General features: G+C 67.6%; 13 protein-coding genes and 1 pseudogene. 8 read left to right on the top strand and 6 right to left on the bottom strand.

Annotation, left to right across the window (positions count from 1 at the left end; translation table 11 throughout):
• Positions 1 to 234: 234 nt before the first annotated feature.
• Positions 235 to 1,515, bottom strand: a complete 1,281-nt coding sequence (locus ABZ454_RS36885; protein WP_359543863.1) for an MFS transporter — start codon at positions 1,513 to 1,515, stop codon at positions 235 to 237.
• Between the two features lie 1,215 nt (positions 1,516 to 2,730).
• Between ABZ454_RS36885 and ABZ454_RS36890 the strand changes: the two genes are divergently transcribed.
• The 5 genes from ABZ454_RS36890 to ABZ454_RS36910 all read left to right on the top strand — a co-directional run bounded on the left by ABZ454_RS36890 (position 2,731) and on the right by ABZ454_RS36910 (position 8,860).
• The gene (locus ABZ454_RS36890) at positions 2,731 to 3,255 is read left to right on the top strand and encodes a hypothetical protein (protein ID WP_359543864.1); all 525 of its coding nucleotides are present in this window, start codon (positions 2,731 to 2,733) and stop codon (positions 3,253 to 3,255) included.
• A complete protein-coding gene (locus tag ABZ454_RS36895) occupies positions 3,233 to 4,225 on the top strand; it encodes a hypothetical protein (RefSeq protein WP_359543892.1) in 993 nt (330 codons plus the stop codon). Before ABZ454_RS36890 ends, ABZ454_RS36895 begins: the two co-directional genes overlap by 23 nt.
• A 303-nt stretch (positions 4,226 to 4,528) precedes the next feature.
• The gene (locus tag ABZ454_RS36900; protein WP_359543865.1) at positions 4,529 to 6,007 is read left to right on the top strand and encodes a prenyltransferase/squalene oxidase repeat-containing protein; all 1,479 of its coding nucleotides are present in this window, start codon (positions 4,529 to 4,531) and stop codon (positions 6,005 to 6,007) included.
• A gap of 107 nt (positions 6,008 to 6,114) precedes the next feature.
• A complete protein-coding gene (locus tag ABZ454_RS36905; RefSeq protein ID WP_359543866.1) occupies positions 6,115 to 7,722 on the top strand; it encodes a wax ester/triacylglycerol synthase domain-containing protein in 1,608 nt (535 codons plus the stop codon).
• Positions 7,723 to 7,822: 100 nt separating this feature from the next.
• Positions 7,823 to 8,860 (top strand): beta-ketoacyl-ACP synthase III, encoded by a 1,038-nt coding sequence (locus tag ABZ454_RS36910; RefSeq protein ID WP_359543867.1) that lies wholly within the window; start codon positions 7,823 to 7,825, stop codon positions 8,858 to 8,860.
• Positions 8,861 to 8,883: 23 nt separating this feature from the next.
• On the opposite strand, the gene ABZ454_RS36915 is transcribed toward ABZ454_RS36910, so the two are convergent.
• A complete protein-coding gene (locus tag ABZ454_RS36915; RefSeq protein ID WP_359543868.1) occupies positions 8,884 to 9,081 on the bottom strand; it encodes a hypothetical protein in 198 nt (65 codons plus the stop codon).
• A 22-nt stretch (positions 9,082 to 9,103) separates the two neighbouring features.
• Complete coding sequence (locus tag ABZ454_RS36920; RefSeq protein WP_359543869.1) at positions 9,104 to 9,658, bottom strand: CGNR zinc finger domain-containing protein; 555 nt, start codon at positions 9,656 to 9,658, stop codon at positions 9,104 to 9,106.
• Between the two features lie 112 nt (positions 9,659 to 9,770).
• Here ABZ454_RS36920 and ABZ454_RS36925 point away from each other — a divergent pair, with 112 nt between their 5' ends.
• The 3 genes from ABZ454_RS36925 (at position 9,771) to ABZ454_RS36935 (ending at position 11,339) form a co-directional block, all read left to right on the top strand.
• Entirely contained in the window at positions 9,771 to 10,412 is a 642-nt protein-coding gene (locus ABZ454_RS36925; protein WP_359543870.1) for a LysE family translocator, read from the top strand.
• Between the two features lie 200 nt (positions 10,413 to 10,612).
• Positions 10,613 to 11,083 carry a hypothetical protein gene (locus ABZ454_RS36930; protein WP_359543871.1) on the top strand — a complete coding sequence of 157 codons (471 nt, stop codon included), beginning with the start codon at positions 10,613 to 10,615 and terminating at the stop codon, positions 11,081 to 11,083.
• Positions 11,084 to 11,093: 10 nt separating this feature from the next.
• Positions 11,094 to 11,339: a hypothetical protein gene (locus ABZ454_RS36935; protein WP_359543872.1), complete on the top strand. Its 246-nt coding sequence runs from the start codon at positions 11,094 to 11,096 to the stop codon at positions 11,337 to 11,339.
• On the opposite strand, the gene ABZ454_RS36940 is transcribed toward ABZ454_RS36935, so the two are convergent.
• The 3 genes and pseudogenes from ABZ454_RS36940 to ABZ454_RS36950 form a co-directional block, all read right to left on the bottom strand.
• Positions 11,326 to 11,631: a hypothetical protein gene (locus tag ABZ454_RS36940; protein WP_359543873.1), complete on the bottom strand. Its 306-nt coding sequence runs from the start codon at positions 11,629 to 11,631 to the stop codon at positions 11,326 to 11,328. The two genes, ABZ454_RS36935 and ABZ454_RS36940, sit on opposite strands and share 14 nt — an antisense overlap.
• Positions 11,632 to 11,706: 75 nt before the next feature.
• A protein-coding gene (locus ABZ454_RS36945; protein ID WP_359543874.1) for an IS5 family transposase occupies positions 11,707 to 12,575 on the bottom strand; the annotation gives its coding sequence in 2 pieces (ribosomal slippage) (positions 11,707 to 11,969 and positions 11,969 to 12,575; 870 coding nt in all).
• A 389-nt stretch (positions 12,576 to 12,964) separates the two neighbouring features.
• A pseudogene (locus ABZ454_RS36950) lies at positions 12,965 to 13,195 on the bottom strand (transposase); the annotation flags it as partial.
• Positions 13,196 to 13,255 lie beyond the last annotated feature (60 nt).

The raw sequence follows: 13,255 nt of genomic DNA on the forward strand, positions 1-13,255 counted from the left end.
GTGCACCGCAGTTACCAGTCCGAGTGATCAAGTACGAGAGATCGTTCGGGCCCTGAGGTTAAAGATCAAGCTAAGGGCTGTCCCGTAATCCCTGGTGGATCAGCGCGCGGCGTCAGATGCGGTGCATCGCAAGGCGGAGGAGCGTCCGCATACTGGATGTATGCGGGCGTTCCGACAACGCGGCGAGGTTCCGTAGCTGTCGTCGTGCGCCCGCCAGGGATTACGGGACAGCCCTTAGGCGGAGGAACTATCCGTAGTCGGGGACGCGGTCGCTTCCGTCGCCGGCGCTGGGACAAGCCCGGTAGAGATGCCCGCCTTGCGCCACGGCAGAAGCAGCGCGCTTGCCATGCACAGCAGGCCGGCGATGAGCAGAGCGGCACGCACCCCTGTCGCGGCGGCGATCAGACCACCGGCGATCATGAAGACGGCTTGGCAGGTCTTGGAGCCGACGGACCAGGAGGTGCCGACGCGGGACATGAACGCGTCCGGGGTGGCAGCCATGCGGTACGTGGTGAACGAAGGGCCGAAGACGCCGGCTGAGAAGAGCAGGCCGAAGTCGGCGGCCACGATGATGACCACGCCGAGGGCACCGGAGGGCGTCAGCGGCAGAAGGATTGTCCAGAGTGTGCGTGCGACACCGGACAGCAGCAGAATGCGACGTTGTCCGAATCGCCGGGTGAGCAGTGGGGTCAGGCGCGAGCCCAATACGCCGCCCAGGCACGGCAGTCCCAAGGCGAGTCCGTACTGCCACGGTGCCAGGCCGAGATCATCCAGCATGAGGACGGCCATCAGCGGTGACGTCATCATGATGGATCCGCCGAAAAGAAGCGCGTTGAAGAACAACGGCCGCAGTCCTGGGTGCCGCAGGAGGTACTGCCAACCGGCAGCGATGTCAGCGCCCAGGTGAGAGGTGGCGGAGCGTTTCGGCGGCGTGGGTTCAGGCTCACGGATGCGACGGATCCCAAGCGCCGACCCGAGGAAGGACAGAGCATCGACCACCAGCGTCGCGGCCGCGCCCAGCACGCCGATCAGTAGCCCGCCCACGGGCGGGCCGGCACTGACGGTGATCCAGTTGGTCGTCTCGAGCATGCTGTTGGCACGAAGGCGATGCTCGGGCAGAACGAGTGCCTTCAAGTGCGCCCCGCTCGCCGCGTCGAAGGCGACAGACGCCGCTGTCTGGAGAACGCCGACCGCACACAGCTGAGCGAAGGTGAGTCCGTCGAAAGCCATGGCGATCGGAATGCTCGCCAGAACCGCGCAGCGGACCAGATCTGCGGTGATCATGACCGGCCGCTTGTACTGGTGCTCGATGCGCACCCCGAGCGGCAGAACAATCACTCCGCTGGCCACCGCGGACAACGCAGCGAGCACAGAGACCTGAAGAGCAGAGGAATCCAGGACCAGCAGGGCGACCAGCGGCAACGCCCCCATGCCGACGGCGCTACCCGCCGCGCTGACCGCGTAAGCAACCCAGAACCGCCGGAAGTCCTGCCCGAGCGCACTTTGCCGTACCAACCGAACCTCCGAAGCGTGAAAGCGGTCAGCGTAGTCACTCGGTCCACGGGCCGCCCCGTGATCAGGCCAGCGTCAGGCAAACCTCCGAGCTGACGCGGCCCGGACGCGAGTCGGGCGGGGCTCGCACGTCGACACCTACCTTCCCGAGGGTGCCGACGTCGACGTGGAGATCGGCCGGAGGACCCGGGCCGGGGCATCACTCGCCTCGACCGACCCTGAACCTCGCAACAACAGGCGACCCAGACACAACTGGTGCGGAACGCTCTCTGCCACTGGCCGTGACGTCATGCCCCAGAACTGGGTGTGACGAGGTGGCGAGGGTCAATCGGTCAACTCCACACGCTGCCTGCAACACGCCCTCGATTCCCTGTGCCTGGGGTACCTCGTACCAGTGCTTCGCCGTGGCGTAGTCGTCCGCGGCGGGAACAGCCTGCACGGGCGGCCCGACGCCGTCGAGCGGCTCCACCCCTCAGAGTCCCGGGGCGGGGATGAAGTTCGGCCACCACTGGGGCACGCCGCTGGGGCACGGAGGAGTGGCGAGGCCCTCCCAGAAGAGCGAGACAACGCACCAGACAACACCGAGGAGCGTCACCGCGAGGGCAAAGGCATGGAGAAGGGGACGGTTCCCGAGAAGGGCGCCCACCGCAACCCAGACCAGCACCAGGACCGTCCAGAGGCCCGGGATGAACAGCCAAAGCAGGAAACCGCTGTTGGCCGCGTTGTTCACTCCCACGTCACATGCGGTCCACGACCTGCCCAGAAGCATGGCAGCGGATATCGCCAGAAGCAGAGCCACCGCTGCCCCGAGATATCCATGCAGCCGTCGACTCCCCACAGGCCCCCCATTCGCCATCCGCTGCGGGAAGCACCGGATCCGCACCGCTCACCACTGTCGCATCCACCCAGCCCCCGGCGCTGACCCACAGGGAACGGACACCCCTGGATCCTAGTAATCACTTGATCCGCCGGACAGTTTTTTCCTGCGCGGACGCCCTCATCAGGGCGGTCTGCGGTGGCGTCACTGCCTCACGCCTTCAGGTGAACTTCTCGTGCTAAAACGTTCATCCATCCAGTCTTCGCATGATTCCAGGCAATTGTGGCGTCTCTGCAACGGAAGGCTTGCCCATGCGGCGTCGTGCTGTGATCACCACTCTTCTGGCTTCCCTGTCCACCCTTGCCGTGTCCGGCGCTGTGGCAGCAGGACCCGTAATGCCCATGGCCGGGGTGGTGACCTGGTGCCCTTCTTCTGCGGCTGCTCAGCACCTGGCGGCGGACGGCGTCGTGGTGTCAGCTGCCGCTCCGGCCGTGCTCGATTCCTCAGGGCCTGCCCCGTGCGTGCAGTGGCCGATCAAGGGCAAGATCAGTCTGGACTTGACGGAAGGGGCCTGGACCACCGAGGGCGCCATGACCTTCACCAGGGCCTCGGACGGGCGCAGCCTGAGCTTCACCGGGGCCCACGGTGACCTGGCGCGGCGAACCCTGTCGGCAGATGCTTCGGTCGCAGGTGAGGCACCGCAGCCGGTTGATCTCTCCACCTACGAACTCGACATGACGAAGATGACGGTCACCATGCCGTCCTTGAGCTCGCCCGGTGCAGTCGTCGCCGAACCGTTCGACACGATGCTGACGCAGGACGGTGCGGCGGTGTTCTCCCGGGCGTACGGTGCCTCGCCTGTTCCCGCTGGGAGCAGTCTGGCCACGGTCGCCGCTCGTGTCGATGTGGTCCCGGATCTGGGCTGATCTGATGCCGGGTGAATCCGACGTCGGTGTTACCCGTCCTCGGCCGCCGGGTGACGCCCGGGCTGAACAGGCCGGGGCCGCAGTGTTGGTGTGGGCGCGAGATCTGGGCCTGGTCACCGACGCTGTTGAGGAGAAGCGCCTGGCTGCCATGCGATTGGGTGAATTCGCCTGCGTGGCCGTGCCCGGGGCGAGCGCCCGGGACCTGGAACTGACGGCTCAGTGGGCTGCCTTCATCTGCCTGGTCGACGACCGGTTCGACCGCCGTCCGGTCGATGTCCGGCCGGAAGAGGCCGGGGCTGTGTTCGACGGGCTGTTGGGCGTGCTCTGCGGCCGGGCGGCCAGGCCGTCCAGCGGGGCCGAGCATGCCCTGGACGACCTGTGGTGGCGTACAGCCCCTCGGATGCCCCTCCAGTGGCGGGAACGGTTCGTCGCCGACTACCGCGATTTCGCCCTGGCGACACGCGAGGAGGCCGCCGACCGCACGGAGCGGGGCCGGCTGGGGCTCGGTGACTACGTCCTGCGGCGCCGCAGGACGATTACCGCGCTGCCCATGGCAGACGTACTGGAATGTACTGCCCGCGCACCGTGGCCCGGACTCCCCGGTGGAGTGGACCTCATGAGTGCGTTGCGGCTGGCTGCGGCCGATGTAGCCGGCTGGACCAATGACCTGGTCTCGGCCGAGGACGACCTGCGGGAGGACCGCGACAACCTGGTGACCGTGCTGAGCCGTGAACGCGCTTGCTCTCCGCGCTCGGCACGAGAGCAGGTGACGCGGATGCGGGACCGTCGGCTCGAGGATTTCCACGCTCTTGCCGCTTCGTTGACCGCGATGGCCGCTCCCGGAACCGAGCGGGACAGGGTGCGGAGCTTCGTGAACACCCTCGGGTCGTTCGTGGCCGCAACGCTGTATTGGCTTGGTGTCACCGATCGCTTCGAGGCCCGTTGGTCGCTCAACCGCCGGTCGATGTGATTGCTCCCGTTCGCCCTCGCCCCCACCGATTCGCACGTCACTGCGCTTGCCGTGCCCTCAAGGACTGTGCCCCCGATGAGACCCCTTGCTGTCGACCAGCTTCCCCCAGCCTGGCCGTCGTCGTATTTCCCGGCATCGCTGTCCGCCGGACACAGCCGTCTCATGGCGTATGTGCTGAACCGGGTGGGAGCGGACGGTGCCGTGCGTGACACCTGTCGAAGCCGGGTTCTTGAATCCGCACTGGCCCTGGCCTTGGTGCAGCGGTCCGGGTCATGCCACGTCCGTCCAGATGACCGTGACCGCATGGTGCGCTACCTGGAGGGCCACCGCGGCGGTGGAGGTCTGATGGACGCGGCCGTGGCCTCTGCCGCTCTGGGCCGTGGTACCGGGCATCTGTGGCAGCGGCAGGTTCTCGAAGGTGTCGTCAGCCGCGTGCCGGAGTTCGCAGGAACTCGCAAACGTGCTTTGGTGCGCGCCATCTTCAGGATGCTCGGCGTAGGGGACGCACCTGACAACGTCGACTCACACGCCTTCGACGTGAGCGCTCTGCATCCGTGGGCTGCCGTGCAGGCCGTTGCCGTGAAAGCGATCCTGGCGGGGGGCAGGGCCCCGGTCGGCCGGGACGATGTCACCCTGCTGGTGTCCACGCAGCGCCCGGGAACGGTGTGGGAGGGCAACCTTCTCGTTCACCTGTCGGTTCTCCATGCCCTGGTGAACGTACCCGGCATGGAAGGCGTCGTCGACGCCGGTCTGCGCACCACGTTCATGCACCAGCGGGAGGACGGCGGTCTGCCCTTCGTCACGGACACCGATACCTGGTGCACCGTCATCGCGGGCCTTGCCCTGTGCAGCTCCGGCGCGCCGCACGAGGTACTGCACCACATCGCTGGGCACCTCGTGCGCGTTCAGCATGCCAACGGCGGTTGGTCCTATACCGATGGTGCTCAGCTCACCGACACGGACTGCACCACCGTCGCTGTCGAATTCCTGCATGAACTCGACGCGGACACCTACCGCGACCCGATCCGGTACGCCGTGGACTCCCTGATCGCGGTTCGTGGCGCCGACGGCGGATTCCCCACTTACGGAGCGGGCACTCCCTCCGAGGCGTGCATGACCGCCGCCGCGGTCAACGCGCTCAGTACCCAGGGCCGCCACGATGACGTCGTCCAGCCTGCTCTGCGGTTTCTCGCCGACTGCCAGAAGTCTGACGGGTCCTTTCCTCCGGGCTGGAGTGGCAGCTGCCTGCACACCCCGTTCCGGGCGTATCTCGCCGCTCACCCCGGTTCCCGGCAGTTCCCTCCGGTCGTCCACGACATGAACCGCCGGATCATCGGCCTTGTGCAGGCCTCGCAGAACGAGGACGGCGGCTTCGGACAGCGGAACGGCGCCCCGAGCGATGCCATCAGCACCGCGTACGCCTTGATCATCCTGCTCGGGCAGGCCGACCCTGCTCCCGCTGTGCGCGCCGCGCGCTATCTGCTCGCTCAACAGCGTTCCGACGGGGGCGTCAGCTCCGTCCCCGACATGCTCGGCCCGCGCCCCTTCCCGTACCACGTCCCTTTGCTGACCGACGCGTTCACCCTCCTCGCCCTGGGCCACCTCACCCGACGCATCCGGCATTCAGGCGTCATCGTGCCGCCCCGCAGACACCTCGGTACGGAGCCTGCCACCACAGCGGGCAACCCCGTCGCGCCCTCCTGCTCGCGCCCCCTCGACACCGACCTCGCCCACCCGCCATCCGGCACCGCCGCCTCATCGCCAGACTCCGGAGAGGCGTGACATGCCGCGGACGGAAGCCTGACGTGACCGCCTTCTCGGGGAGCGACGCGAGCCGGCCGACACCCCCTGTTGTCTCCCCACCCCAACCCACCACAGCGGAGAAGACCGTGACCGTGCCCCTGCGTCCCACCTCCATGGACTTGACCATGCACGCCATGGCTCAGGCCCATCCCTCGGTCGCCCAGACGATCGGAGTCGTCCTCCACCTGGACGGAAGCGCTCCTCCTCTCGACGAACTCCGCCGCCATGTCGCCTCCCACCTGGAGCACGAGCCGCGCCTGACCCACTACCTCCGCGGCCTCGGGCTCAAAGCCCGCTGGTACCACGACCCTTCACCCGACCTGAGCATCCGAGTCCGCGAACAGCTCTGCGCCTCACGTGAGCAGCACCTCGAGGCGGCCCTGACCGACCTCGTCGCACGTCCGTTGCCCGAAGCGGGTCCCCTGTGGGACATCTGGCTGCTCGCTGGATACGAGCCCGGCCGGTACTCCATCTGCCTGCGCGCGCACCACAGCACCCAGGACGGCATGGGAATGGTCGGTACGCTCACCACGCTGTTCGGCACAGTGGCCGCGCCGGCCCAGCAGCCCGCGCCCCGGGCAGGGGCCGGAGCCTACCTCGGCACCGCGCGCGACATGCTCTCCGCAAGCGCCACCCACGACGTATGGAACGACTCCGCGCTGCCCCTCACCGGCAGCCGCGCCATCAGCTGGACGCGCGTACCCACGCAACAATTGCGGCAAGCCGCCACCGCCCGCGGCGGTGACACGAACGACGGTTTCCTGGCAGCCCTCGGCGGAGCTCTGCGCACGTGGACGTCCCAGTCCTGGCCCCGAGGTGGCGACAGGCCGCTGCCGGCCATCACGATGGTCAATCTGCGCCGCCCCGAGGAACAGGACCGGCCCGGGAACTACATCGGCTTCGCCCCCATGCCCCTCCCCTGCCACGAGCCGACAGCTGAAGGCCGGCTCGACCACGTCATCGCCGCCACCCGCTCCGCGAAGGACGCGAGCCGCCGCACTGCCATGCGTTCTCTGATGGACTTCTTGCCCGCACGCATCTTCCAGGCTCTGGCGACCCGGATGACCACCTCCGACCGGTCTGCCATCACCACCTCCTACCTCGCCATCCACCGGCCCCTCCGCTACAAAGCGGACCCCGTCACCCACATCCAGCCGTTCAACTGGCTCCCGAGGCACCAGCCCGCCTCGATCGTGGCCTGCAGCTACAACGACGTCACGAGCATCTGCTTCGTCACCGACGCCGCTCTCCCCGGGCTGGACCAACTGCCCCGCCTCTTCCGCGACGCCGTGGACGAACTCCCGCAGGCGGACGAGGTGCCGGGTCCGTCGCTCCACACCGGCGTGGCCCTTCCGGTACATGGCGCCGAAATCGATGCCGCATCCGTGATCGATTTCGGGCTCATCAAAGACATCCTGGTCCGACAGGGAGGCCTGCCGGCTGCACCGATCACCCCCCGGGCCACCCAGGAGCAAGCCGGCATCGACTCCTTGGCCGTTGCTGTGCTGTCGATGACGCTCGAGGACCTTATGGGCATCGTGATCACCGAGCCCGAGCTGGCGCAGGCAGTCACCGTGGCCGACCTGGCCGGCCTGGTGGCCCGACGAGCAGCACCACGCTCCGGCAAGCGGAAGCCGGGCGAGCAGGATCCCCACCCGCAATCGGACCGCACGCGCGCCGTACCGCAGGCGTAACCGTGCCCCGGTATCACCGGAGCGACCGGGCCTCCGGCCCCGAAGGCGACGCCCCCGCCTTCGGCGACGCCCATCAGCAGGCACAGAAGCGACGAATCCCTTGATTTTCGGACGCAAACCCACGCCCCCCTCGGCGGAACACGCCTCACGACTCATCGGCCTGGGCGCCTACCTGCCCCCGCGCAAGGTGAGCAACGCCGACCTGGCTTCACGCCTGGACACCACAGATGAGTGGATCCGCACCCGTATCGGCATCGCCGAGCGGCATGTCGCCGACCCAGCGACGGCCACCAGTGACCTCGCGGTAGAGGCAGGGCTACGGGCGATGAACTCGGCGAAGGTCCGACACGTCGACGCTGTCGTCCTGGCGACCAGCACTCCGGACCATCACGTTCCCGGCACGGCACCGCTGGTGGCCCACCGCCTCGGCCTGCGTCAGGTCCCCGCCTTCGACATCGGTGCCGGCTGCTCAGGGTTCGTCTACGCGACGACCGTCGCAGCCGGACTCATCCACGCGGGATCCGCCATCACCGTTCTGGTCATCGGAGCGGAGAAGATGTCAGCCGTCATCGACCCCGCCGACCGATCCACCGCGCCGATCTTCGGAGACGGTGCAGGCGCAGTCGTCCTCACCACCGGGCGCGCCGACGAACCGGGAGTCCTCGGACCAGCCGCGTGGGGCAGCGACGGCGACCACGCAGACGCCATCCACATCCCCGACGGAGGGTCCCGCCGACCCTCACACACGACCGGCGACCCGCAAAAACGGTACGTACACATAAAGGGCAGCGAGGTATTCCGTCACGCGGTGCGCCGGATCACCGCCGTGACCCACGAATCAGCTACCGCAGCCGGATGGCTCGTCCAGGACATCGACAGACTGATCATCCACCAGGCCAATGCACGCATCAGCGCAGCCGTGGCCAACAAGCTGGGCCTCCCACCGGAGCGCGTTCCGTCCAACATCGCACACGTCGGCAACACCTCGGCGGCCTCGATCCCCCTGCTACTGAGCCACTGCGCGAGCGGCGGGCAGCTCGAAGCCGGGCAACGAGTCCTCGTGACCTCTTTCGGCGCAGGTTTCACCTGGGCAGCCACCACGCTGGTGTGGCCGGTCGGTCTTCAGGCACTCGCCTGAGCATCGACCCGGGGCACGGCGGGTCAACCCAAGTGCCCGCATCGACTACTCCCGTTGCCGCTTCGGTGCCGGTCGGCGTGTGCCGTGACGAGCTCGGCCACCACGGTGAAGATCTGGTCCGCCCAGCCGAGCACTACGGTGTGACCGCTCTCCAGCACCGTGGAGTGGCCCCGCCGCCGGGCGATGAGCTCCTCGGTGATCGCCGTGGTGTTGAGACCCACGAGGCTGAGACGTCCACACGCTTTAGCTGTCGACACCGGCCGCCCTGCGACTGCGAAATGCCGCCACACGTGTGCGGTTCTGACAGGTCACCGAGCAGAAGCGGCGTCGGCCCGCAGGGGACTGGTCGATGTAGACGTCGGCACAGTGGCCGCCGGCGCAGACACCGATACGCGTGAACCCGCGATCGGCGAGGTACTGACGCAGAGTGGTCGCGGCCGCCGCAACCAAGGCGTGATCGGCGTGGTCGACGCTCCACACGGCGCGCAGACCGCCATCGGCTCCCGTCTCCACGGCGGGGCGAACGCCGCTGTCGGTCAACAGCCGCGACAGGCCCTGGGCGCACGCCGCCCCGGCGTCGGCGCGGAAGACCGCGTGGAGGCGATCGGCAGCGTGGGCGAGCGCCTGCGGAGTGAGCGCGGCGCTCACGTGCGCGGGCAGGCCGAGGCGCGCCGCGATGTCCGCAACGGGACGGTGAGGGGCATCCCCTCTGCCGTCCTCCTGGCGCGGCAGCGTGCCCCATCCGTTGACGAGTTCCGTCAGCGTGTCGAGAGAGATTTCCGTGATCGTCACTGCCATACATTCGATCGTAACGCGTTAGGGGTTTCCTTCGCGTTGCAGCGGCCATCCTGAGGCAGTAACATATTGAAGCACTCCTATGCGTTACACCCTACGGACGCGGAAGGCCGCCATGCTGGATCTCACTCTCCTGCCGGCCTACCTGGCAGCGGTCGGCATCATCACTGTCGCTCCGGGACCTGACGCCGCGTACATCGTGGCCGTCGCCCTCGAACGCGGTCCACGAGCGGGTCTAGCCTCCGCCGCGGGAATGGCCGTGGGAATGGTCGTCCATGTGACGGCGGCGGCGCTCGGTCTCGCGGTCCTGCTGCGCTCGGCACCGACTGTGCTGCTCCTCGTGGAACTGGCCGGTGGCCTCTACCTCGGATGGTTGGCAGTCACCACGATCCGATCGGCCAGGAACACCACAGTGAAGGCTCCCGAGACGCCCCCCGAGCGTCAGGTCCTGCGCCGCGCCGCCCTCACCAATCTGCTCAATCCGAAGACAGTGCTCTTCTTCGCCGCGTTCCTGCCGCGGTTCACCACCCCCGAACGCGGGCACCTCTGGCTGCAGTTGCTCATCCTCGGCCTGATCTTCCTGATGATGGGCCTTGTCTGGGACAGCATGATCGGCCTGTGCGCCGGCCGGCTGGGCCAGGGTCTCGCGCAAGGCCGCCGCACGGCTGCAGTGGTGAACCTGGTTGCCGGCGTCACCTTCGTCGCTCTCGCGGCGTTTCTGCTGACGGACGCGCTGAGGACCGCCATGGTGCCTTGAGCTCTTCGCTGCGGTTCGGTGCCCGCCAACGACCGAGTCCACGGCAGGCGCAGACGGCCTTGCCCTCGCGTCGAGCAGGTGACGTGACATCGGGTGGTGCGCCGACCGGACAGCGTTGAAGCCGTTCGCCTTGAGGATCCGGAACTCCGGAGGGGTCTCCACACAACAAGCAGGGGCCTGGCAGCACGGAAGCCAATCGCATGGTCAACCAGATCGGGCGCATGATGGACGTCGTCTCGCGGCTCCCCATCGCCGACCGTGCGACACGCGACGCGTTCGCCGAGGTGGATATCGCCGGCTACAACTACGGGCCGGCGCGGTGCAAGCGCGACGTGAAGGCATACCCCGACCGCGTGATCGTCGGCAGCGAGACCATGCCAGGAGACATCGCCCGCGCATGGGACCTCGTCACGCAATACCCGTCCGTCATCGGCGACTTCATCTGGGTCGGGTGGGAAAATCTCGGGGGTCGGGGTGTGGGCGCCCGGCCGCAGGACCGGGCTGGTCAAACCGTATCCCTACCTCATCGCCGGGCCCGGAGTCATCGACCTGACCGGGAAGCCGGACTTCTCGCTGCGCCTCGGGCAGGTGGCCTGGGGGACACAATCCGGGCCGGCGCTAAGCCGTGTTTTGGAATTAGTGCACGATGGAGTCGACTGCGTACCCGTTGAAGGAAGCCTGGTGGTTGACCCCGCGCTCAAGGACGCCCTGCGCCTTCTCCGCTCAGTGAAGTCGCAGAAGCCGTCCGATGGGGATTTCGTCGAGTTCGCTGACTGGCGAGAGAGGATCGCTGGGGCCTTGGACGCGTTGGCCTGTGTACTGAACTTCGAGGAGGACCGGGACAGAGCCAGGGCGGAGGCTGCGGCAACACGGGAACAAGCCGCAGATGTTCGACGCCGCGGTGAGATCGGGGTCAGCGAGCGCTGATACTGCGGGCAGCCAACCAGATCCTGAGGTCGCGGGCGATCCGATCGATGCTCGTCTCGGTGACGACATCGTGTTCGCGGCGGGTGGTGTCGCGGCGGACGACCTCGTAGCCGCCTTCGTCCAGGACGGCGACCGAGGTGAACCAGACCGGATCGTCTTCGTCGGGCTGGATGACGACGAAGGTGTTGTCCGAGCTGTTGAGGTCGTCGATCAGCATGAACAGTGCGTCCTCGGACGGGTCCTCGATGTGGTCGCCGCTCTCAGTCTCGGCCCGGTAGTACGCAGCTCCCATCGACCCTGTCCCCTCACACAGCCTGCTGACCTGATCCCAGCCAGGATGACACGCGCCGCTGACACTTCAGGCAGGTCACAGCCATTCGTTAATCGCGGCGATGAGGACGGTCGCCTCGAATCGGACCGCGAGTTTGTCGAACCGTGTGGCCACCGCCCGGTTCCGTTTCAGCCGATTGATGCCGCACTCGACCGCGTGCCGTGCCTTGTAGTCCTCGCGGTCGAAGGCCGGAGGCCGCCCGCCGACCGTTCCCCGGCGTTTGCGGTGGCCGACCTGATCAGCCGGTTCCGGGATCGTGCAGCGGATCCCGCGCCGCCGCAGATACGCACGGTTCGCGCACATGAATACGCCTTATCGCCGCGCACCCGCAACGGACGAACTCGCGGCCGTCCCAGCCCGATACGGGGAACCCGGATGGCTTCCAGCACCGCCCTGAACTGCGGGCTGTCACCCCGCTGCCCTGCGGTGATCAGCAGCGACAACGGCTTCTGCCCTTGCTCGCAGGCCAGATGAATCTTCGTGGTCCAGCCCCCGCGAGACCGGCCCAGGCCGTGATCGTCCGGTTCGGTCAGGTTGCCGCCAGGCGGTTCCTTCTGGGCTCGGCTGTCCCGCCGGGCACCAGCCGCGTGCTGATGGGCCCGGCAGATCGTGGAATCGACGTTCACGTCCCAAGTGATCAAACCGGCGGCATCCGCCTGGGCCTGCAGCCTGGTCAGAACCGCCGCCCAGACGCCATCGCGCTGCCAGCGCCGGAAGAGCCCATAGACCGTCTGCCACGGACCGTACTCCGGCGGCAGATCCCGCCACAGAGCACCAGTCCGCACCCGCCAACGGATCCCGTCAATCAACCGGCGCCCACGGAGGGCTGGCCTGCCCAACACCGCAACCGGCAACAACGGCCCCAGCACCGCCCACTGATCATCTAAAAGATCCCCGCGCCCCACACCGAGATCATCACGGCACGAGGCGAAACACAGGAGTCACTTCCAAAACACGGCCTAGGTGTGGCACCCCTATGTAAGCGATTGCGGTGTCAGCGGCGGACCCCGGACCATCAGTTCGAGCTGGAGCCGAACCTGGGGGTTCTCGTATGCAGCGGTATCCCTCGGGTCGAGGCCCCCGTCGGTGCCCTCGCCTTCCGCCGCGACTCCGGCTACTTGTACGTGGTCCACCTCCCAGACGAGCCGTCCCGGCTGCCCGATCACACCTCGACCCTGCTGGCCGGCGGCTCGATGACGGACGGACTTCTGGAACCGGACACGCGATCTGACTCCAAGTCTGACGGTTCCCTCCGGGGGTAACGCCTCCTAGAGACCACCGATTTGCGCCCTCGCCGCAGCACGTCCACGTTCCCGCAGTTCAGCGCCTCGTGCATCGCGCCGTGTCCGCGGCGGTGCTCGGCCACCAGCGTGAGGTCCACCGGCGAGGTCACCGGACCGTCCGCGTACAACAACGCGTCCACGAGGTCGCCCAGTTCGTCCCCGCGTGCGGTCAGGCAGTCGAATGAGTCCTCCCGGAAGCGGGAGGCTTGCGCGAACGCTTCTCCGGGATCGGTATCAGGCAGCAGACTCTCACCCTCACGGCCTTCCTCTTGATCGGTGCACCTTGATCGGAGCGCATGATC

Source organism: Streptomyces sp. NPDC005803 (genome assembly GCF_040630435.1).
Lineage (GTDB): Bacteria > Actinomycetota > Actinomycetes > Streptomycetales > Streptomycetaceae > Streptomyces.

Coding starts and splice junctions, on each gene's coding strand:
- ABZ454_RS36940 (WP_359543873.1), bottom strand. CDS start 11,631: ATGGGAGCTGCGTACTACCGGGCCGAGACTGAGAGCGGCGACCACATC.
- ABZ454_RS36890 (WP_359543864.1), top strand. CDS start 2,731: ATGGCCGGGGTGGTGACCTGGTGCCCTTCTTCTGCGGCTGCTCAGCAC.
- ABZ454_RS36925 (WP_359543870.1), top strand. CDS start 9,771: ATGCTGGATCTCACTCTCCTGCCGGCCTACCTGGCAGCGGTCGGCATC.
- ABZ454_RS36930 (WP_359543871.1), top strand. CDS start 10,613: ATGGTCAACCAGATCGGGCGCATGATGGACGTCGTCTCGCGGCTCCCC.
- ABZ454_RS36895 (WP_359543892.1), top strand. CDS start 3,233: ATGTGGTCCCGGATCTGGGCTGATCTGATGCCGGGTGAATCCGACGTC.
- ABZ454_RS36900 (WP_359543865.1), top strand. CDS start 4,529: ATGGTGCGCTACCTGGAGGGCCACCGCGGCGGTGGAGGTCTGATGGAC.
- ABZ454_RS36920 (WP_359543869.1), bottom strand. CDS start 9,658: ATGGCAGTGACGATCACGGAAATCTCTCTCGACACGCTGACGGAACTC.